Below are 18,182 nucleotides of genomic sequence, written 5' to 3'. Positions count from 1 at the left end.
TCCGCAGCGGGCGAGGACCTGCTCCAGCCCGGTTCCCGTCCGGCCGCGGCCCGTACGGACCCGCGGTTGGAGCGGGCCCATGGGCTACATCGACGGGCACTGGAGGCGCAATCGGTCTTTGGCTCAGGCCGCTTCGCGGGTGGGTTCGAGGCGGATGATGACGCCTTTGGAGGTGGGGCAGTTGCTGATGTCGGCGACGCTGTCGAGGGGTACGAGGACGTTGGTTTCGGGGTAGTAGGCGGCTGCTGAGCCGCGGCTGGTGGGGTAGGCGACTATCTGGAAGTCGGGGGCCCGGCGTTCGGTGCCGTCGTGCCAGATGCTGACGAGGTCGACGTGATCGCGGTCTTGGAAGCCGAGTGTGGTGAGGTCGTCGGGGTTGACCATGACGACGCGGCGGGCGTTGTGGATGCCGCGGTAGCGGTCGTTGGGGGCGTACCAGATGGTGTTCCACTGGTCGTGGGAGCGCAGTGTCTGGAGGATGAGGTGGCCCTTGGGGGCTTCGAGCTTGGCGAACTCGTTGCGGGTGAAGACGGCTTTGCCGCTGGGAGTGGGGTAGATGTGCGAGTTGACGGGGTTGGGCAGGACGAAACCGCCGGGCTTGCCGACGCGGGTGTTGAAGTCCTCGAAGCCCGGGATCACTCGTGCGATCCGGTCACGGATGGTGTCGTAGTCGGCCTCGAACTGTTCCCAGGGGATGTCCACCTTGTCGCCGAGGGTGCGTCGGGCCATGCGGGAGATGATGGCGACTTCGCTGAGCAGGTGTGGGGAGGCCGGGGTGAGGCGGCCTCGGGAGGCATGGACCTCGCTCATGGAGTCTTCGACGGTGATGAATTGTTCGCCGCTGTCCTGTACGTCGCGGTCGCTACGGCCCAGGGTGGGCAAGATGAGGGCGGTGTCGCCGCAGACGGTGTGGGATCGGTTGAGTTTGGTGGATACCTGTGCGGTCAGCCGGCAGTTGCGTAGGGCTGCTTCGGTGACGTTGCTGTCGGGGGTGGCGCGGGCGAAGTTGCCGGCGACTCCGATGAAGACGTGGGCTTTGCCGTCGCGCATGGCGCGGATGCCGTTGACGGCGTCCAGGCCGTGGTGGGTGGGTGGGGTGAAGTTGAATTCTGTGCCGAGTGCGTCGAGGAATTCCTGCGGCATCTGTTCCCAGACTCCCATGGTGCGGTCGCCTTGCACGTTGGAGTGGCCGCGGACGGGGCAGACGCCGGCGCCGCGTTTGCCTATGTTGCCGCGCAGCATGAGGAAGTTGCAGATTTCGCGGATGGAGGCGACCCCGTGTTTCTGCTGGGTGATGCCCATCGCCCAGCACACGATGATGCTGTTGGCGTTCAGCACCCGTTGGTGGACCTGTTCGATCTCTTCTCGGGTGAGGGAGGTGGCGGCGAGGATGTCGTCCCAGGTGATGGTGCGGGCGTGTTCGGCGAAGGCGTTGAAGCCGGTGGTGTCGGAGCGGATGTAGGAGTGGTCGAGCACGGTGCCGGGGGCGGCGTCCTCGGCTTGGAGCAAGAGCAGGTTGAGGGCTTGGAAGAGGGCGAGGTCGCCGCCGGCACGGATGTGGAGGAACTGGTCCGCGATCGCGGTGCCCTTGCCGATCACGCCACGGGCCTTTTGCGGGTGCTTGAACCGCATCAGTCCGGCCTCGGGCAAGGTGTTGACGGCGATGACCTGGCCGCCGTTGCGTTTGGTCTCTTCCAGTGCGGAGAGCATCCGGGGGTGGTTGGTGCCGGGGTTCTGCCCGACGACGAAGATCAGGTCGGAGTTGTGGATGTCGTCCAGGGAGACGCTGCCCTTGCCGATGCCCAGTGACTGGCCCAGACCGAAGCCGCTGGACTCGTGGCACATGTTGGAGCAGTCCGGGAGGTTGTTCGTGCCGTAGGCGCGGGCGAACAGCTGGAGCAGGAAGGCGGCTTCGTTGTTGAGCCGGCCCGACACGTAGAACAGGGCCTGGTCGGGTGAGGTGAGGTGGTGCAGTTCCCTGGCGAGGATGTCGAAGGCGTCGTCCCAGGAGATCGGCTCGTAGTGGGTGGCGCCGGGCCGCTTGACCATCGGCTCGGTCAGCCGGCCCTGCTGGTTGAGCCAGTAGTCCGACTTGCCGTCCAGCTCCGCGATCGAATGCTCGCGGAAGAACTCCCGGGTGACGCGGCGCGAGGTGGCCTCGTCGTTGATGTGCTTGGCCCCGTTCTCGCAGTACTCGTTCATGTGCCGCTTGCCGGGGGCGGGTTCGGGCCATGCGCATCCAGGACAGTCGAAGCCCTTGGCCTGGTTGATGTTCAGCAGCGTCAACGCCGTGCGACGCACCGACGTCTGGCCCAGTGAGTACTGCAGAGCGTGTGTCACCGCGGGGACACCCGTCGCCCATGTCTTGGGCGGGGTGACCGACAGGTCGTCGCTCGGATCCTCGATGCTGCTCATGATCTGGTCTGCCTCTTTCTGTGACGCGCCTGCGCGGGTGAGGCGAGGCTGGTCCGCGGTTGGTGTCGGCGCCCTGCCCACTCGAGGTTTCTGACCGAAAGCGGCAGTTCATTCCCCTGTCCAGGAACCAGGATTTTCCAACGAATGTTCTCGCGTTCTGCGCGAACACGCGATTTCACTGCGAGGCAGCTTCTGCCGACACCGGAGCAATTGTCAAAGAGGAGTTGCCGATGGCCTGATAGGTGACGCTTATTGATCCCTGGGATGGACTGGTTCCACGGAAGAGGCAGGACGTGTGCGGAGCTTCGGTTTCGGGAACCCCGCAGTGCACTGCTCTCGGTCCGGATAACTGCCACCTATCATGAAATCGAGAATTCCTCTTTGACTTGTCCTGGGGAATCAACCGATGGTGGGACACGAGCAAGTTGCGGCGCCTGCAAGAAAAACAGTGTCGACGGATCTGTCATTTCGCCGGGAGCGCGACCGCACCCGCGGCTGTCACCCTGGTGCCGTTCACCCCGGCGAAGTACTCGTCCGCGTCGAACGGCCCCGGCCAGGCACGGTGGATCCGAGCAGGCGTCCGAGAACTCACCACATGGGTGCCGCTTTCCGCCGGGGCACCGCCGAGTGGTGGCGTCTCACCACCGCCGTCGCTCTCCATTGCGTGACTGCCCCCAGGCAGAGGAAGAAGGCAGACCGTGCCCCAAGTCCATCCTGATCAAGGCGCCGATCGCGCCGGGACCGGTCCGGGTCGGCACTACGTTGCAGAGAGTCCTTCCGGCCGCTCGTCCCCGCTGGTGGACCGATTCGGGCGTGTCCACACGGACTTGAGGGTCTCCATCACCGACCGGTGCAACCTGCGCTGCACGTACTGCATGCCCGCCGAAGGCCTCGACTGGCTGCCCCGCGCCGAAGTGCTCACCGACGACGAGGTCGTGCGCCTGATCCGCATCGGTACACAGAGGCTGGGTATCACCGAGGTCAGACTGACCGGCGGTGAGCCGCTGCTGCGCCGAGGCCTGCCCCAACTGGTCGCCCGCCTCGCCTCCCTCACCCCCTCCCCGGAACTGTCGCTCACCACCAACGGCATCGGCCTGTCGCGCATCGCCTCCGCACTGCGCGAGGCCGGGCTGAGCCGGGTCAACGTCAGTCTGGACACGCTGCGCGCCGAGCGGTTTGCCGAGATCACCCGCCGCGACCGGCTCGCGGACGTGCTGGAAGGGCTGCGCGCCGCGCGCACCGCGGGCCTCACCCCTGTCAAGGTCAACGCTGTCCCGGTGCGCGGAGTCAACGACGACGAGATCGCCGACCTGGCCGCCTTCTCCGTCAACGGCGGCTACCGGATGCGGTTCATCGAGTCGATGCCCTTGGACGCGCAGGGCGCCTGGGCACGAGACCGGATGGTCACCGCGCAGGAGATCCTGGACCGCCTGGGCGAGCGCTTCGAGCTGGTGCCGGTCGAGCGGCAGGACAACGCGCCCGCGGAGGAGTGGCGCATCGCCGGTACACAGACCACGGTCGGCGTGATCGCCAGCGTCACCCGCCCGTTCTGCGGCAACTGCGACCGGGTGCGGCTGACGGCCGACGGGCAGCTGCGCAACTGCCTCTTCGCCACCAAGGAGTCCGATCTGCGGGCACTGCTGCGCGGCGGTGCCGACGACGCGGCCCTGGAGGCTGCCTGGCGCGCCTCGGTCGCGGGCAAGGGACCCGGCCACGCCATCGACAGCCCCGAATTCCGCCGCCCGCAACGACCGATGTCGGCGATCGGCGGCTGATGAACCACTGCCGTCGCCGTCCGCCGGCCGCTGCCCGGGCTTCGGCGACGGCGCCCGGCAGCCCTGTACGGAAGACAAGAACCGAGGAAAGGTGGGCTGACATGCGTAAATGGATTGCCGCCGTCAAGACGGAGCTAGGTGTCGACCTCGACGTCGACATCGCCGGTCTGCTCGACATGACAAAGGTCGTCGCCCAGGGTGTGGCGCGCCCCGCCGCTCCGTTGACCTCCTTCCTGGTCGGCTATGCCGCCGCGCAGGCAGGCGGCGGGACCGCGGCGGTCGCCGAGGCCAACCGCAAGGTGGCAGTGCTGGCCGAACGCTGGGGGGCCGAGTCCCAGGAAGACCCGGAAACCGCATGACCGCCGCACGTACGCAGGGAGCGGACGGGACAGCACAGCAGGCGGCCTCGGCCACGCGGCGCGCACCGGGCCCGGCCATCGCGTGGGAGCAGGCCCGCTCGGTCGCCCGCGGCAGCGCCGGAGGACCACTGCCCGTCCTCACGTGCGACCTCGCCGGGGCTCTCGGTCACGCCCTCGCCGAACCGCTGACCGCGCTCACCGATCTGCCGCCGTTCGACACGTCGGCGATGGACGGCTGGGCCGTGGCCGGACCGGGGCCGTGGCAGCTGCGAGGCGCCGCCGTCCTGGCCGGGGACCGACCCGAGCCGCTCGACGACGGCAGCGCCGTACCCATCGCCACCGGTGCCCCGCTGCCGCCGGGTGCGACCGCCGTACTGCGCCGGGAGCGCGGGGAGACCGAGGACCGGGACGGCACGCTGTACGACCGCACCACCGGACCGGGCCCCCTGCCACCGGGACGCGACGTCCGGCCACGCGGCCAGGAATGCCACTCAGGCGAACCACTGGTCCCCGCCGGTGTCACCATGACCCCGGCCATGCTGGGACTGGCGGCGGCAGCCGGTTACGACCAGGTGGCCGTACATCGCCGCCCGACCGTTGAACTACTGCTGTTCGGCGACGAGTTGCTGACATCCGGCCCGCCTCGGGACGGGCTGGTGCGGGACGCGCTGGGGCCAATGCTGCCGCCGTGGCTGCGAAGCTGCGGCGCCCAGGTGCTTGGCCACCGCATGGTGGGCGACGACCCCGGACAGGTACGGAAGGCCCTACGCCACTCCCGCGCCGATGTCGTCGTCACCACGGGCAGCACCGCCGGCGGGCCGGTGGACTTCCTGCACGACGCTCTCGGCGAGGCGGGCGCCCGACTGCTGGTCGACTCCGTCGCCGTACGACCCGGCCACCCCATGCTGCTCGCCCAACTACCGCCGGCCACCGACGGACGGTCCCGTCGGTTGGTCGGCCTCCCCGGCAACCCGCTGGCCGCTGTGGCCGGCATGGTGACCCTGGCGATGCCGCTCTTGCGTCGGCTCGGCGGGCACCCGGACGCCGAGCCGCTCCGCATGGCCACCGCCGCGCCACTGCCGGGGCACCCACGAGACACCCGGTTGCTGCCGGTGCGCCGCACGGAGTGCGAGGTGGCGCCACTGCCGTACAGCGGGTCGGCGATGCTGCGTGGGCTGGCGCTCGCCGACGGCCTTGCAGTGGTCCCGGCCGGAGGTGCGGTCACCGGGGCCGCCGTGGAAGTCCTCGGGATACCCGGACCATGACCACCGACACCGGGCTCCCCGCCGCAAGGGAGCCAACAGCATCCACAGGAGCCATGTCCTGGTCGACGGAACCCAGGCCGGGCGTCGCGACCATGCTGCGATCCTCCTAGCCGAAGGAGGCACCGTCGAGGTGCTGCCCCCGTTCGCAGGCGGCTGAGTGGGCCTGCCCGTCATACGCCGGACCCACCACGACGCCCACCCGTCTGACCTCTGACTCCGGACCGAACCATGCCGCACTGTCCAGATGCCTTCGCGCACCCCATCCGGCTGCTCGAACTGCGTGACACCCCGCTCTCCCTCGACGAGGTGTACGCCGCGGTCGGCGACCCCACCGCGGGCGGCACCGCCCTCTTCGTCGGTACGGTACGAGACCACGACGACGGCAAGTCGGTGGTATCACTGGAATACAGCGCCCACCCCACCGCCGAGCGCGAGTTGCTCCGAGTGGCGGGGAAGGTCGTCGCCGACTTCCCGGTCCGTGCCCTCGCCGCCGTCCACCGGACCGGGCTTCTGGCGATCGGTGATATCGCCGTGATCGCGGCCGTCTCCTGCCCGCACCGCGCGGAGGCGTTCACCGCCTGCCGCCGCCTGGTCGACGACCTCAAGCACGAGGTGCCGATCTGGAAGCACCAGATCTTCTCGGACGGCGGCGAGGAGTGGGTCGGCACGTGAAGCAGGTGGTATTTCAGACCATGGGAAGTATGCACTCTTCTCGCCCTGCGGGGAGTGGCCGGCGGTGTTCGGCGGCCGTGGCGCGCGTGCTCTCACCACGCGGTGCGCTCGCCCTGCGCAAGGTGGACGGGGCATTTGCCCATGCCCTGCAGGCCGCCGTTGCCACGGCGCTGCCCGTCCTGCCGTTGCTGCTGGTCGGGCGGCCCGACTACGCCGTCTACACGATCTTGGGCTCGTTCACCACCACGTTCGGGCCGAACCTGCCCTACCCGAGGCGTGCTCGGGTTCTTGCGGTGGTCGGGGTGGCCATGACGTTGTGTGTGGGCTGCGGTTCGGCTCTCGCCGCGTGGGCCCAGCCGTGGGAGGGGGGAGCCGGTGCCGCCGTGGTGGTCGCGGCGATGGCCGTGGTGGCGGGACTGGCGAAGTTCGCCTGTGACGCCACGCGGCTGGGCGGGCTCGGCGCGGTGCTACTGCTCTTCTCGTTCGCTGTCGCGGCCAATGCCTCACCCGCCTCCTTCGCCGATGTCCTGCCGCGGACCGCGCTGACCGCGGCGGGAGCGGCCGCGGTCTGGGCCGTGGCCGTGTCGGGCCGACTCGTGCACCCGGACCGGCCACAGCGCCTTGCTGTGGCCGCGGCACTGCGCGCAGTCGCAGAGCTGCTGGAGGCGAGCGGTGCGGGGGAGGAGGATCGGCCCCTCCGGAACCGGGCCACCTCCGCGGTCCTGCTGGCGTACGGGTCTCTCGGCCTCCTGCCACCCGCGGCCGGGCGAGGTGTCCGCGGCAGTGTCTGTGTGCGCCTGACCGACCTCTCCTGGTCGCTGCTGATCGACACCGCACGCCGGCCGCCGGACAACCCCGGCAAGGTGGCACGCAACCTGCGTCGCCAGGTCCGGCTTCTCGTGGACCTGCGCCGCCCGGCCCCCGCCCTGCTGCCCGAGCTGTTGTTCCCGCCCATGGCCGCGCCGACCCGCACCGTCCGGGGCTCCGCCGAGACCGGGCCCGAGACGGCCGGTCCCGCCACCCGCCGCGCCACCAGACTACTGGTGGGGCCGCGCCCCGGTCATGCCTCTGTCCTGCTGGTACCCGCCCTGCGGATGACTTTGGGTACCGGCCTGGCGGGTGCTCTGGCGGTCGTCCTGGGTCTCGGGCACGGTTACTGGGCGGCGATCACCGCCGCGGCAGTCCTGCACTCGGTCAATGTCCGCATCGCGGCGCAACGTGCCGTCCAGCGCACTCTGGGGACGGCTGCCGGGCTGGCACTCACCCTTGGTCTGCTGGCCGCGGAGCCGGGGCCCACCGTGCTCGTTCTCGTGATCGTTCTTCTGGAGTTCCTGCTGGAATACGTCGTGGCCCGCAACTACGGTCTTGGCGTCACCTTCCTCACCCCGCTGGCGCTGCTGCTGGCCGAACTGGCCGCCCCGGAGCCGGCGCGGGCGCTCGTCCTGGAGCGGGGGGTGGGCAGCGTGCTGGGGATCCTCATGGGGCTGGGCTGCGCGCTCCTGGTGGTCCATGACCGTGCAGCGGCCCGGGCGGAGCGAGCCATGGCCGCTTGCGCCCAGGCCGCCGAGCATGCGGAGCGGGCGCTGACCGACGGCTTGGAGCGGTCGATCCCGGTCATTCGGATGCGATTGGCCGCGGCGGTGGTGGAGCTGCGCGAGGCCGACGACGCCGCAGCCGGCGAACTGTGGCCCGCGGAGATCGACCCCACCGAACTCGCCGCCGTGGAACAGCGTGCCTACCAACTGCTGGACCGGCTTGCCCGGTGGCCATGACACCGCCACCGAGTAACGAGCCGGTGCGTGACAGCGGTTGGGTCCGGCCTGGTTGTGGTCTGTTCCCAGGTGCTGGCGGTGCGGTCGGAGACGAGGCCGGCGATGGCTCGGTAGGTGTCCGGCAGGCGGTCGCGGCGGTGGGTCCAGCGCGTCAGTCGCTTCCAGCGTTTGTGGTCGGCGAGGGGCGTGTTCGACTGTGATGCGGTCGCCAGAGTGTCCGTGACGGTCGCGCTCCCGCTGTTCGACTCCGAACCATGCCCTCAAAGAGACTCGGAACCGCCTCCATGGTGACCACACACACTCCGACGCCTCGAACTACGGTGTCCCACCACATACGCCCCTGACCTGCACGTTCCTACGGTGTGGCGACACACGAACGTCCCCCGTCGACCGCCAGGAAGTGGTGCCGATGTCCTCCCCCGCAGCCGCTCCACCGACCCCGTCCAACCTCCGCCGCATCGTCGCCGCGAGCCTCATCGGGACCACCATCGAGTGGTACGACTACTTCCTGTACGGGTCGGCCGCCGCGCTGGTCTTCGGCCGGGTGTTCTTCCCCGAGACGGATCCGTTGACCGGCACCCTGCTGTCCTTCCTCACCTATGCCATCGGCTTCGCCGCGCGGCCGATCGGCGCCGTGGTCTTCGGACACTACGGCGACCGCCTCGGGCGCAAGAAGCTGCTGGTGATCAGCCTGCTGATGATGGGGCTCTCCACGGCGCTGATCGGCTGCGTGCCCGGATACGGCACGATCGGCGTCGCGGCTCCCCTGCTGCTGACCACCCTGCGGCTGATCCAGGGCTTCGCCCTCGGCGGCGAGTGGGGCGGCGCCGTGCTGCTGGTCTCCGAGCACGGGGACGCGAAGAGGCGTGGTTTCTGGGCCTCCTGGCCGCAGGGCGGGGCGCCGGCCGGCAACCTGGTCGCCGTCGGGGTGCTGTCCTTGATGACCACCGTGCTGAGCGACGACGCGTTCGACTCGTGGGGCTGGCGGGTGCCGTTCCTGCTCTCCGCCGTGCTCGTCATGGTGGGGCTGTGGATCCGGCTGTCCGTCGACGAGTCCCCGCTGTTCAAGCAGGCGCTGGCGCAGGCGGAGCGGCGCAAGGCGGAACAGCGCGCCGAGCGGCTGCCGTTCGTGGCGGTCATGCGCAACCACTGGCGGGACGTCCTGGTCGCGATGGGCGCGCGGATGGCCGAGAACATCTCGTACTACGTGATCACGGCGTTCGTGCTCACCTACTGCGTCGAGCACCTCAAGATCGACAAGCAGACGTCGCTGAACGCGGTGCTGATCGGCTCCGCCGTGCAGTTCTGTCTGATCCCGCTGTTCGGCGCGCTCTCCGACCGGGTCGGGCGCAAGCCGGTGTACCTGGTGGGCGCGGTCGGCGTGGGAGTGTGGTCGTGGGCCTTCTTCGCCCTGCTCGACACCAAGTCGTTCCCCGCGCTGGTGCTCGCCGTGACCGTCGGACTGGTCTTCCACAGCGCCATGTACGCGCCCCAGGCGGCGTTCTTCTCCGAGTTGTTCGCCACCCGTATGCGCTACACTGGCGCGTCCATCGGGGCCCAGTTGTCCTCGGTGGCGGCCGGCGCCCCGGCCCCGCTGATCGCCACCGCGTTGCTGGGCTCCTACGGCAACTCCACCCCGATCTCGCTGTACGTCGCGCTGGCCGCCCTGGTCACCGTGATCGCCGTCGTCGCCTCCCGTGAGACGCGCGGCCGGGACCTGGCCGCCATCGAGCCGGACGGCTCGGCGGCACGGCCCGCCGCGGACCAGCAGGCGGCCACGTCCGCCTGACGGACCGGCACCGCTGCCCGGCCGGGGAGGGCCGGAGTCCGCCCTGGCCGGGACGGGCCCCGGCCCTCCCCGGCCATCGCCCGCTCCCCGTCCCCCGACTCCCTCGGCCCGGTCCCGCCCCCGGCCCTCCCCGCCCCTCTCCCCCGATCCCCGCCCCGACGTCCGGTCCCCGCCCCGACTTCCGGTCCCCGCCCCGACTTCGCAACGGTTGTCCGCCCATGCCGCACAGACCCGCCTCCGTCGCCCCGCACCTGCGCCGGCTGCTCGAACTCCTCGCCGCGGGCGCGCCCGCCGAAGACCTCGGCGCCGTCGCCGTCGAGGCCCGGCGCAGCGGTGCCACCGCCCAGGACCTCGCGGAGGTCGAGCAGGCCACCGAAGCGGCGCTGCGGGTGCAGAGCACGCTCAGACAGCACCGGCGCCGGGAGGCGGAGCTGACCGCGCTCTTCGACACCGCGGGCGACCTGGCGTCCCTGCGCGACCTGGACGCGGTGCTCCGGTCCATCGTCCGGCGGGCCAGGATGCTGCTGGGCACCGACACGGCGTATCTCACGCTGCCCGACGAGGAGGCCGGGGACACCTACATGCGGGTCACCGACGGCTCGGTGTCGGAGCTGTTCCAGAATCTGCGGCTGCAACTGGGCGAGGGCCTCGGCGGTCTGGTCGCGCAGACCGCCCGCCCCTACGCCTCGCCGGACTACCGCACCGACGACCGCTTCGTCCACACCGGCAGCATCGACGCGGGGGTCCTCGACGAGGGTCTGGTCGCGATACTCGGGGTGCCGCTGCTGCTGGGGTCGGGAAGCGGCGGCCAGGTCATCGGGGCGCTCTTCGCCGCGGACCGCACGCCCCGCACCTTCGCCCCGGACGAGGTGGCCCTGCTCTGCTCGCTGGCCGACCACGCCGCCATCGCCATCGACACCGCCAAGGCCATGGCCGACGCGCGGGCCGCGCTCGCCGAACTGGCCGAGGCCAACACCGTGATCCGGGAGCACTCCGCGGCCATGCAGCGTGCCGCCGAGTCACACGACCGGCTCACCGATCTGGTGCTGCGCGGCGGTGACGTGTCGGACGTGGCCGCCGCCGTGGCCGGTCTGCTGAAGGGGGACGTCGCGGTCCACGACGGCTCCGGGTGGCCGCTGACCGCGGTCGGCGAGCACGGCGGGACGCTCACCCGGGGCGCGCCGGACGCCGGTGGCGCCGAGGACGCGGCGGCGCTGGTCGCGGCGGCGGAGAGTTCCCGCGCCACCGCCCACGCGGTCTTCCGGGACGGGCGCTGGGTCTGCGCCGTGCTGGCGGGACACGAACTGCTGGGCTGTCTGGTCCTGTACGGGCGGCCGGAGCTGGACGACCCCGACCGGCGGCTGTTCGAGCGGAGCAGCGTCGTCACCTCCCTGCTGCTCCTGCTGAGGCGTTCGGTGGCGGAGACCGAGAACCGGGTCCGCGGCGACCTGGTCACCGATCTGCTCACCGCGCCCGACCGCGACCCGGCCGGTCTGGTGGCCCGCGGCCGCCGGCTCGGCATCGACCTCGACCGCCCGCATGTCCTGCTCGTCGCCCGGGCCGACGACGCGGCCCGGGGGCGGCTCGCCGACGCCGCCGTGCAGTACCTGTTCGGGAACGGCGGGATCAGCGCCGAACACGAGGGCGCCGCCGTGCTGTTGCTCCCGTGCGACGGCACCGGTCCCGGTGCGGCGGCGCGCGCCGCCGCCGGGCAGCTCGGCCAACTGACCGGCGTACCGGTCACGGTGGCGGGCGCCGGACCGGCCGCCGGGCCGCGGGCCCTCGCCGACGCACACGCCGAGGGCCTGCGCTGTCTGCGGGCGCTGCGCGTGCTCGGGCGCACCGGGCACGGCGCGAGCGTCGCCGAACTCGGTTTCCTGGGGGTTCTGTTGGGCGACGGCCATGACGTGGACGGTTTCGTCACCGCCGTGCTGGGACCGCTGCTGGAGTACGACGCCCGGCGCGGCACCCAGCTGGTCCGCACCCTGCGCGCCTACTTCGACCGCGGCGGGAGCCTGACCCGGGCGAAGGAGGAGCTGCATGTGCACGTGAACACGGTGGTGCAGCGTCTGGACCGCGTCCAGGCGCTGCTCGGCCCCGACTGGAACACCCCCGAGCGGGCCCTGGAGCTCCAGCTCGCGCTGCGTCTGCACCTGCTGTCGGGCGCCTGACGCGGGGCTGCCGCCGAGGGGCCGGGGTGCTCACCGGGACGGCACGGCGGCCGGTTCCCCGGGCCCCGGCACGCCGGCCGCCGCCAGCAGGTGCCGGGCCACGGCCCGGGCGCCCTCGTCGCCGACGAGGATGGTGTAGTGGTTGGTGCCGGGTACCAGCCGCGTGCGCACCAGGCGGGGGTCGAGGCCCGCGGCGGCGAGCCGCCGCTCGTCGTACAGGCCCTGCGGCTCGTCCAGCAGGCCGCGTTCGGCCCACAGCAGTACGGCCGGGACGGGCAGCCGGCGCACCGCGCCCGACACCTCCTCGCCGAGTTGGTCCACGCCGTCGGTGCGGACCGCCTCCAGGGCGCAGGAGGAGCGCAGTTCGGGTTCCTCCCCCACGAGATCGCGCTGGATGTAGGCGTCCGCCCACGCCGACCAGGAGGCGGCGAAGGCCGGGTGGCTCCGCCAGAACGCGCGATAGGCGTCCCGGTCCGGGAACGTCATCGACAGCCGCCGCATGGCCGGGCCGATCACGGAGGTGATCAGCGCGTCGGGGTCCGAAACGGCCGGGACGGGAAAGCCGACACCGCCGTCCACCAGCAGCAGCGCCGCCGGCAGGTGCGGGTGGCGCACCGCGGTCACCGCCGCGGCGAAGGCTCCCATCGAGTGGCCGGTCAGCACCACGGGCCCCGCGCCGAGCGCGGCCACCAGCGCGGCCGTGTCGTCGGCGTGGGCCGCGATGCCGTACGGGCCGGGCAGCCGCCCGCTGCGGCCCCGGCCGCGCAGGTCCGGCGCCACCAGGGTGACCCGTCCGGCGAGCCGGTCGGCGACGCGCGCCCAGCTCAGGCCGTTGGCCGTGATGCCGTGCAGCGCGACCACCACGGGGGCGCCCGGGTCGTCGGCGGGCCAGCGCAGCACCGCCAGGCTTCCGCCGGGCACCGGTACCTCGAACTCCTCGGGTGTGCGTGTCATGAGGCGGAGACCTCCTCGGGGTCGGTCGCGGTGCGGGGCGGACGGACGGCGCGCAACCGGGCCGGCAGCCGCACCACACCACCGGGCAGTACGTAGATCACCACGACGAACAGCGTGCCGAGCAGGAACAGCGGCTGCGAGAGCGGCACCCTGACGACGGAGGGCAGGGCGGCGACCGTGCCGGAGCCGGCCAGGTCGCCGAGCCGTTGGTCGGCCCAGGTGTAGAGGATGCCGCCGACCATGGGCCCCCACCGGGTTCCGGAACCGCCCAGCACCACCATCACCAGCAGGGAGAGGGTGAAGTCGGAGGTGGTCGTGCGCGGGGTGGCGCCGCCGGTCAGCAGCAGGTACACGATGCCGCCGAGCGCGGCCAGGGTGCCGGCCAGGACGAAGGCGGCCAGTTTGAAGCCGTACGGACGCAGGCCCAGCACCTCCACCCGGCGTTCGTTCTCCTTGATGCCCTCCCAGACCCGGCCGATGGGCGAGCGGACCGTCCACTGCACCACGACCAGGACCACGACCAGGTAGGCCAGCGCGATCCAGTAGAGGTTGGCGGTGTGGTCGATGCCGACGAGCGAGGCGGGCAGCCGGTCGGCGGGCGCGGCCCGGCCCTCCTCGCCGCCCGTGACACCGCCGGGGTCGCGCTGTACGAGGATCGACGCGGCCTGCGCGAAGGCCAGGGTGACCATGGAGAATCCGATGCCGCCGACCCGCAGGGCGACCGACCCCAGCAGGGCGGACAGCGCCACCCCCGCGAGCAGCCCGAGCAGCGCGGACAGGGCGAACGGCAGGCCCGCTTCGAGCATCACGGTGTTGGTGACGTAGGTGCCCGCGGCGAAGTAGAGCGCGTGCCCGAAGGACAGCAGCCCCGTGCGGCCGAGCAGCAGGTCGTAGCCGGTGGCCAGGCCGCCGAACACCAGGCACAGGGCGAGGAGTTGGAGGTTGCCAGGGCTGCCGATCGGGCCGTCGAGCAGACCCGGCAGCGGCAGCGCGCCGTAGGGCACGGTGAACAGGAGCGCCAGCATCGGCAGCGGCCACCAGCGGGTGGCCCGCCGCAGTCTTCCCGAGCGGCCGGCGGCGGGCCGGTCCGCGGTGCGGGCCCGGCCGCGCGGCTGGGTGGCGGTGGTCATGCGAGCCTCCCGGTGAGCCCCCGCGGCCGGACGAGCAGCAGGGCGGCGAGCAGGACGACGACGGCGACGTCGCCGAGCCCCGCGGTGGTGTAGTAGTTGGCGAACTGCTGGACGAGGCCCACGGCCACCGAGGCCAGCGCGGTGCCGGTGAGCGAGTTCATGCCGCCCGTCACGACGACCACGAAGGCGAAGACGAGCAGGGAGGTGCCCTGGCCGGGATCGACGGAGCCGAAGTAGAGGCCGCCGAGGGCGCCGCCGAGGGCCGCTGCCGCGCCGCCGAGGGCGAAGACCAGGGTGAAGGCCCGGCGCACGTCGATGCCGAGCGCGGTGACCATCGCGCGGTCCTCCACACCCGCGCGGACCACCAGTCCGTGCCGGGTGCGGCCGAGGAACACCTTGAGCGCGATGAGGACCGCCAGGGCCGCCGCGATCAGCACCGGGCGGTTGAGCGGCACCTCGGCCCCCAGCACGCCGAGCGTGCCGGACAGTGCCTGCGGCCCGGGGAAGGGCCGGGCGTCGGCGCCCCACACCGCCGACAGCAGGGCCGGTACGGCAAGGCCCACACCCACCGTGGCGAGGATCTGTTCGCGGGGGCGGGTGTACAGCGGGCGGATGACGGCGACTTCGAGGAGCACGGCGGCGACGGTGCCGACCGCGGTGCCGAAGACGACGGCGAGGACGAACCCCGCCCCGCCGAAGCCGGCGCCGGGCAGGTGGCCGCGGGCGGCCCACCAGGTGCCGTAGGCGCCGATGGACAGCAGGGCGCCGTGGGCGAAGTTGAGCACGTCCATCAGCCCGAAGATGAGGGACAGGCCGGAGGCGATCAGGAAGTACAGGGCGCCCAGGCCGAGTCCGGTGAAGGTGAGCAGTACGACGGTGGCCATCAGGTGTCCGCCTCCGTGGTCCGGGCGGCGGGACGTGCCGCGGTGCGAACGGGCGGGCCGGCCGGTGTCCCCGCCGGGCCGCGCCGGCCGGTGCCGCCGACGCCGAGCAGCCGGCGGGCCGCCTCGGCGTCGGCGAGCAGTTCGCCGGCCGGGCCCTGGTGCACGGTGCGGCCGTCGGCGAGGACGGCGCAGTGGCGGGCGAGGCGGCGCACCACGGCGAGGTTCTGCTCCACCAGCAGGACCGGCACGGTCTCGGCGACGCGCTCCAGCACCTGGGCGACCTCGGTGACCGCCTTGGGCGCCAGGCCCTTGGTGGGTTCGTCGGCGATGATCAGCCGGTTGCCGTTGAGCAGGGTCCGGGCGATGGCAACCATCTGCTGCTGTCCGCCGGACAGGGTGCCGGCGGCCTGCCGGGCGCGTCGCGCGAGTTCCGGGAAGAGCTCGTGGACCAGGTCGTAGGCCGGTTCGCCGGCTCCTTTGCGCTCGGCGAGGCGCAGGTTCTCGGCCACGCTGAGGGCGGCGAAGACGCCGCGGTCCTCGGGGGCGTAGCCGATGCCCCGGCGCACCAGGACGTGGGTGGCCAGGCGGACCGTCTCCTCTCCGGCCAGCAGCACGCTGCCGGTGCGTGGCACCAGGCCGAGGACGCCGCGCACGGTGGTGGTCTTGCCGGCCCCGTTGCGGCCCAGCAGGGCGGTGGTGCCGGAGGCGGCCACGGTGAGGTCGACGCCGTGCAGGATGTGCCTGCCGCCGATCACCACCCGCAGGTCGCGCACGGTCAGCAGGGGAGGCGGGGCGGCGGTCACAACTCCTCCCCGAGGTAGGCCTGTTGCACGGTGGGGTCGGCCATCACGGCCCGCGGGGTGTCCAGCGCCAGCAGCGTGCCGTGGTGCATCACGGCCACCCGGTCGGCCAAACCCAGCAGTACGTCCATGTGGTGTTCGACCATCAGCACGGTGCGTCCCTCTTCCTTGTGCAGCGACCGGATGAGCTCGGTCAGCGCGGGCACCTCCTCGGCGCTCACGCCCGCCATCGGCTCGTCCAGCAGCATCAGCCGGGGCTCGCCGACGAGCAGTACGGCGAGTTCGAGCTTGCGTTTCTCGCCGTGCGAGAGGGCGTCGGCGCAGGTTCCGGCGCGGTGCGCGAGTTGAGTGCGCGCCAGGACCCGGTCGACGAGCGCGGGGTAGGGGTCGGCGCGGCGCCAGACCCGGTACGAGCCGCCGTCGGCCGCCTGGGCCGCGAGCCCGACGTGGTCGGCGACCGTCATGCCGGGCCAGAGGCTGGAGGTCTGGAAGGTGCGCCCGAGGCCGCGCCGGGCCCTGGCGTAGGCGGCCTCGGCGGTGATGTCGCGGCCGTCCAGTTCGATGATGCCGCGGGAGACCGGGCTGACCCCGCTGACCAGGTTGAACAGGGAGGTCTTGCCCGCTCCGTTGGGGCCGATGAAGGCGAGGAACTCGCCCTCGTGGACGTCGAAGGAGACGGCGTCGACGATGGTCGCGCCGCCGACCGTCCAGCCGATGTCGCGCAGTCGGAGCACCGGCGCCGGGAAGGCGGCCGCCGCCCGGTCGCCCGGGGTCTCCGCGGTGCTCTGCGAGGTCGTGTTCGAGGAGGACATCAGCCCGCCGTCCCCGCGGCCGGCGGCGCGACCGCCGTCATCGGGATGCTGTCGATCAGTTCGGGCCGGGCGGTGTCGCCGCTGCCCCTGAGCCGTGCCGTGAACATCGGCTGGAGCAGGGCGTGGTCCTTCGCGCGGACGCGTTCCGCGCCCTTGGGGCCGTCGAAGCTCCAGCCCTCCAGCGCCTTGGCCATGGCCGTGGTGTCGGTGGCGCTGCCGGACTCGATCGCGTGCACGATCATCTGGGCGGCGGTGAAGCCGTCCGGGCTGAACAGGTCGGGGGTGCCGCCGGCCTTGGTGATGCCGTCGAGCATGGCCTTCTCCACCGGGTTGCCGCCCCCGGCGCCCGGGAAGTAGTGCGCGAGGAAGGCGATCTTGGAGCCGGCCTTCCCGAAGACCGGGTACGAGGCGGTGCCCGCGAGGCCGGTGACGACCTTGCTGGTGTCCAGCACGCCCTGCTGGTCGAGCGCGGTCCACAGCGCCGGTGCGCCGGCACCCGCCCAGGCGACGAACACCAGGTCCGGCTTGCCGGCCCGGGTCTGGCGGGCGAAGGGCGTGAGGTCGGTGGCGCTCGGCGGGGCCAGCACGGAGCCGACGTGCGCTCCCTTCGTGCCGAGGACCGCCTTCACCGCGGCCACGTTGGCCTGTCCGAACGCGGAGTTCTGGGCGAGCACGGTGACCTTCTTGCCGCGGGCGTCGCCGAGCAGCGCCCCGGCGGCGAGTATGTCCTGGTACGACTGCCGGCCCGAGCGGAAGGTGTAGGCGTTGACGCCGGTGACCGCGTCGGCGGCGGCCGGACCGCTGACGTACAGCACCTTGTTCTGCGCGGCCAGCGGCGCCATCTGGAGCGCCACACCGGAGTCGGTGGTGCCGGCGAGGACCTTGCAGCCCTTGCCGACCAGGGACTTGGCCGCGGCGACGGCCTTCGCCGGGTCGCCCGCGTCGTCCTGCTCGGTGACCTCGATCGGATGGCCGCCCGCCTTGTTCGTCCCGTGCGTGGCGTAGGCCAGTCCCGCCTTGAAGCCCTCCTCGTACTGCTTGCCGTAGGCGGCCAGGAGTCCGCTGCGCGAGTACACCAGCCCCACCTTCACCGGGGCGGCCTTGCCGCCGGAACCGGCGGACGCGGTGCCGGCGGTGCCGGCCGAGGAGCAGCCCGCGACCAGGGCGCCGATGGCGACGAGGGTGAGCGCGCGGAGGGTTCTGCTTCTGAAGGGGTCCGTGAGGCTGGAACGCATGGCGATCGACTCCTGACAGTGCGGTGCGTGATGGCCGGAACCCTAGGAGCGCCGCCGAACGGTCGGCATGTTGCCGGTCACCGCTCTTCGCGGCCCGGTCATGGCACCGGCACACATGGCCCGCGACCGCCGGTCCGGGCAAAGGTGAG

The 18,182-nt window shown here is 72.1% G+C and carries 13 protein-coding genes and 3 pseudogenes; 8 read left to right on the top strand and 8 right to left on the bottom strand.

What is annotated here, in order from left to right; translation table 11 throughout:
• Nucleotides 1-123: 123 nt before the first annotated feature.
• On the bottom strand, nt 124-2,415 hold the full coding sequence (locus BLW85_RS33050; RefSeq protein WP_074994783.1) for an FdhF/YdeP family oxidoreductase: 2,292 nt from the start codon (nt 2,413-2,415) through the stop codon (nt 124-126).
• 794 nt (nt 2,416-3,209) lie between these two features.
• Here BLW85_RS33050 and moaA point away from each other — a divergent pair.
• From moaA to BLW85_RS33020, 6 genes and pseudogenes are all read left to right on the top strand, one after another.
• Entirely contained in the window at nt 3,210-4,190 is a 981-nt protein-coding gene (moaA, locus tag BLW85_RS33045; protein WP_244175057.1) for a GTP 3',8-cyclase MoaA, read from the top strand.
• 110 nt (nt 4,191-4,300) lie between these two features.
• Nucleotides 4,301-4,549: pseudogene (locus BLW85_RS33040) on the top strand (DUF6457 domain-containing protein); the annotation flags it as partial.
• Nucleotides 4,546-5,814 (top strand): molybdopterin molybdotransferase MoeA, encoded by a 1,269-nt coding sequence (locus BLW85_RS33035; RefSeq protein ID WP_079172482.1) that lies wholly within the window; start codon nt 4,546-4,548, stop codon nt 5,812-5,814. The pseudogene BLW85_RS33040 and the gene BLW85_RS33035, both read left to right, overlap by 4 nt.
• A gap of 52 nt (nt 5,815-5,866) precedes the next feature.
• A pseudogene (locus BLW85_RS40385) lies at nt 5,867-5,971 on the top strand (ubiquitin family protein); the annotation flags it as partial.
• A gap of 71 nt (nt 5,972-6,042) precedes the next feature.
• Nucleotides 6,043-6,486 carry a molybdenum cofactor biosynthesis protein MoaE gene (locus BLW85_RS33025; RefSeq protein WP_070026036.1) on the top strand — a complete coding sequence of 148 codons (444 nt, stop codon included), beginning with the start codon at nt 6,043-6,045 and terminating at the stop codon, nt 6,484-6,486.
• Nucleotides 6,487-6,506: 20 nt separating this feature from the next.
• Nucleotides 6,507-8,258, top strand: a complete 1,752-nt coding sequence (locus tag BLW85_RS33020) for an FUSC family protein (protein ID WP_074996296.1) — start codon at nt 6,507-6,509, stop codon at nt 8,256-8,258.
• Between the two features lie 71 nt (nt 8,259-8,329).
• Here BLW85_RS33020 and BLW85_RS40810 read toward each other — a convergent pair.
• Nucleotides 8,330-8,504, bottom strand: a pseudogene (locus tag BLW85_RS40810) (transposase family protein); the annotation flags it as partial.
• 163 nt (nt 8,505-8,667) lie between these two features.
• On the opposite strand from BLW85_RS40810, the gene BLW85_RS33010 reads away from it, so the two are divergent.
• Together BLW85_RS33010 and BLW85_RS33005 are read left to right on the top strand one after the other, a co-directional pair.
• On the top strand, nt 8,668-10,047 hold the full coding sequence (locus BLW85_RS33010) for an MFS transporter (RefSeq protein ID WP_070026034.1): 1,380 nt from the start codon (nt 8,668-8,670) through the stop codon (nt 10,045-10,047).
• A gap of 218 nt (nt 10,048-10,265) precedes the next feature.
• Nucleotides 10,266-12,218: a helix-turn-helix domain-containing protein gene (locus BLW85_RS33005; protein ID WP_074994775.1), complete on the top strand. Its 1,953-nt coding sequence runs from the start codon at nt 10,266-10,268 to the stop codon at nt 12,216-12,218.
• A gap of 30 nt (nt 12,219-12,248) precedes the next feature.
• Here the strand turns inward: BLW85_RS33005 and BLW85_RS33000 are convergent, their stop codons facing one another.
• The 6 genes from BLW85_RS33000 to BLW85_RS32975 are packed head-to-tail and all read right to left on the bottom strand — an operon-like array spanning nt 12,249 to nt 18,033.
• Complete coding sequence (locus BLW85_RS33000) at nt 12,249-13,172, bottom strand: alpha/beta fold hydrolase (protein ID WP_074994772.1); 924 nt, start codon at nt 13,170-13,172, stop codon at nt 12,249-12,251.
• The gene (locus BLW85_RS32995; protein ID WP_074994769.1) at nt 13,169-14,302 is read right to left on the bottom strand and encodes a branched-chain amino acid ABC transporter permease; all 1,134 of its coding nucleotides are present in this window, start codon (nt 14,300-14,302) and stop codon (nt 13,169-13,171) included. The genes BLW85_RS33000 and BLW85_RS32995 overlap by 4 nt, the downstream gene beginning before the upstream one ends.
• Entirely contained in the window at nt 14,299-15,186 is an 888-nt protein-coding gene (locus BLW85_RS32990) for a branched-chain amino acid ABC transporter permease (protein WP_070029723.1), read from the bottom strand. The genes BLW85_RS32995 and BLW85_RS32990 overlap by 4 nt, the downstream gene beginning before the upstream one ends.
• Entirely contained in the window at nt 15,186-15,989 is an 804-nt protein-coding gene (locus tag BLW85_RS32985; protein ID WP_074994766.1) for an ABC transporter ATP-binding protein, read from the bottom strand. Before BLW85_RS32985 ends, BLW85_RS32990 begins: the two co-directional genes overlap by 1 nt.
• A complete protein-coding gene (locus tag BLW85_RS32980; protein ID WP_079172481.1) occupies nt 15,986-16,798 on the bottom strand; it encodes an ABC transporter ATP-binding protein in 813 nt (270 codons plus the stop codon). Before BLW85_RS32980 ends, BLW85_RS32985 begins: the two co-directional genes overlap by 4 nt.
• Entirely contained in the window at nt 16,798-18,033 is a 1,236-nt protein-coding gene (locus tag BLW85_RS32975) for a substrate-binding domain-containing protein (protein ID WP_070029720.1), read from the bottom strand. The genes BLW85_RS32980 and BLW85_RS32975 overlap by 1 nt, the downstream gene beginning before the upstream one ends.
• Between the last annotated feature and the right edge of the window lie 149 nt (nt 18,034-18,182).

The sequence above is a fragment of the Streptomyces misionensis genome (assembly GCF_900104815.1).
GTDB lineage: Bacteria > Actinomycetota > Actinomycetes > Streptomycetales > Streptomycetaceae > Streptomyces > Streptomyces misionensis.
The sequence above is the reverse complement of the archived record's forward strand: the minus strand, read 5'-3'. Positions and strand labels throughout refer to the sequence as shown.

Excerpts from the sequence above, each read along its gene's own strand:
- BLW85_RS32990 (WP_070029723.1), bottom strand. The coding sequence starts at position 15,186 with ATGGCCACCGTCGTACTGCTCACCTTCACCGGACTCGGCCTGGGCGCC.
- BLW85_RS33005 (WP_074994775.1), top strand. The coding sequence starts at position 10,266 with ATGCCGCACAGACCCGCCTCCGTCGCCCCGCACCTGCGCCGGCTGCTC.
- BLW85_RS32975 (WP_070029720.1), bottom strand. The coding sequence starts at position 18,033 with ATGCGTTCCAGCCTCACGGACCCCTTCAGAAGCAGAACCCTCCGCGCG.
- BLW85_RS33000 (WP_074994772.1), bottom strand. The coding sequence starts at position 13,172 with ATGACACGCACACCCGAGGAGTTCGAGGTACCGGTGCCCGGCGGAAGC.
- BLW85_RS33010 (WP_070026034.1), top strand. The coding sequence starts at position 8,668 with ATGTCCTCCCCCGCAGCCGCTCCACCGACCCCGTCCAACCTCCGCCGC.
- BLW85_RS33020 (WP_074996296.1), top strand. The coding sequence starts at position 6,507 with ATGGGAAGTATGCACTCTTCTCGCCCTGCGGGGAGTGGCCGGCGGTGT.
- BLW85_RS33050 (WP_074994783.1), bottom strand. The coding sequence starts at position 2,415 with ATGAGCAGCATCGAGGATCCGAGCGACGACCTGTCGGTCACCCCGCCC.
- BLW85_RS32995 (WP_074994769.1), bottom strand. The coding sequence starts at position 14,302 with ATGACCACCGCCACCCAGCCGCGCGGCCGGGCCCGCACCGCGGACCGG.
- BLW85_RS33035 (WP_079172482.1), top strand. The coding sequence starts at position 4,546 with ATGACCGCCGCACGTACGCAGGGAGCGGACGGGACAGCACAGCAGGCG.
- BLW85_RS32980 (WP_079172481.1), bottom strand. The coding sequence starts at position 16,798 with ATGTCCTCCTCGAACACGACCTCGCAGAGCACCGCGGAGACCCCGGGC.
- BLW85_RS33025 (WP_070026036.1), top strand. The coding sequence starts at position 6,043 with ATGCCGCACTGTCCAGATGCCTTCGCGCACCCCATCCGGCTGCTCGAA.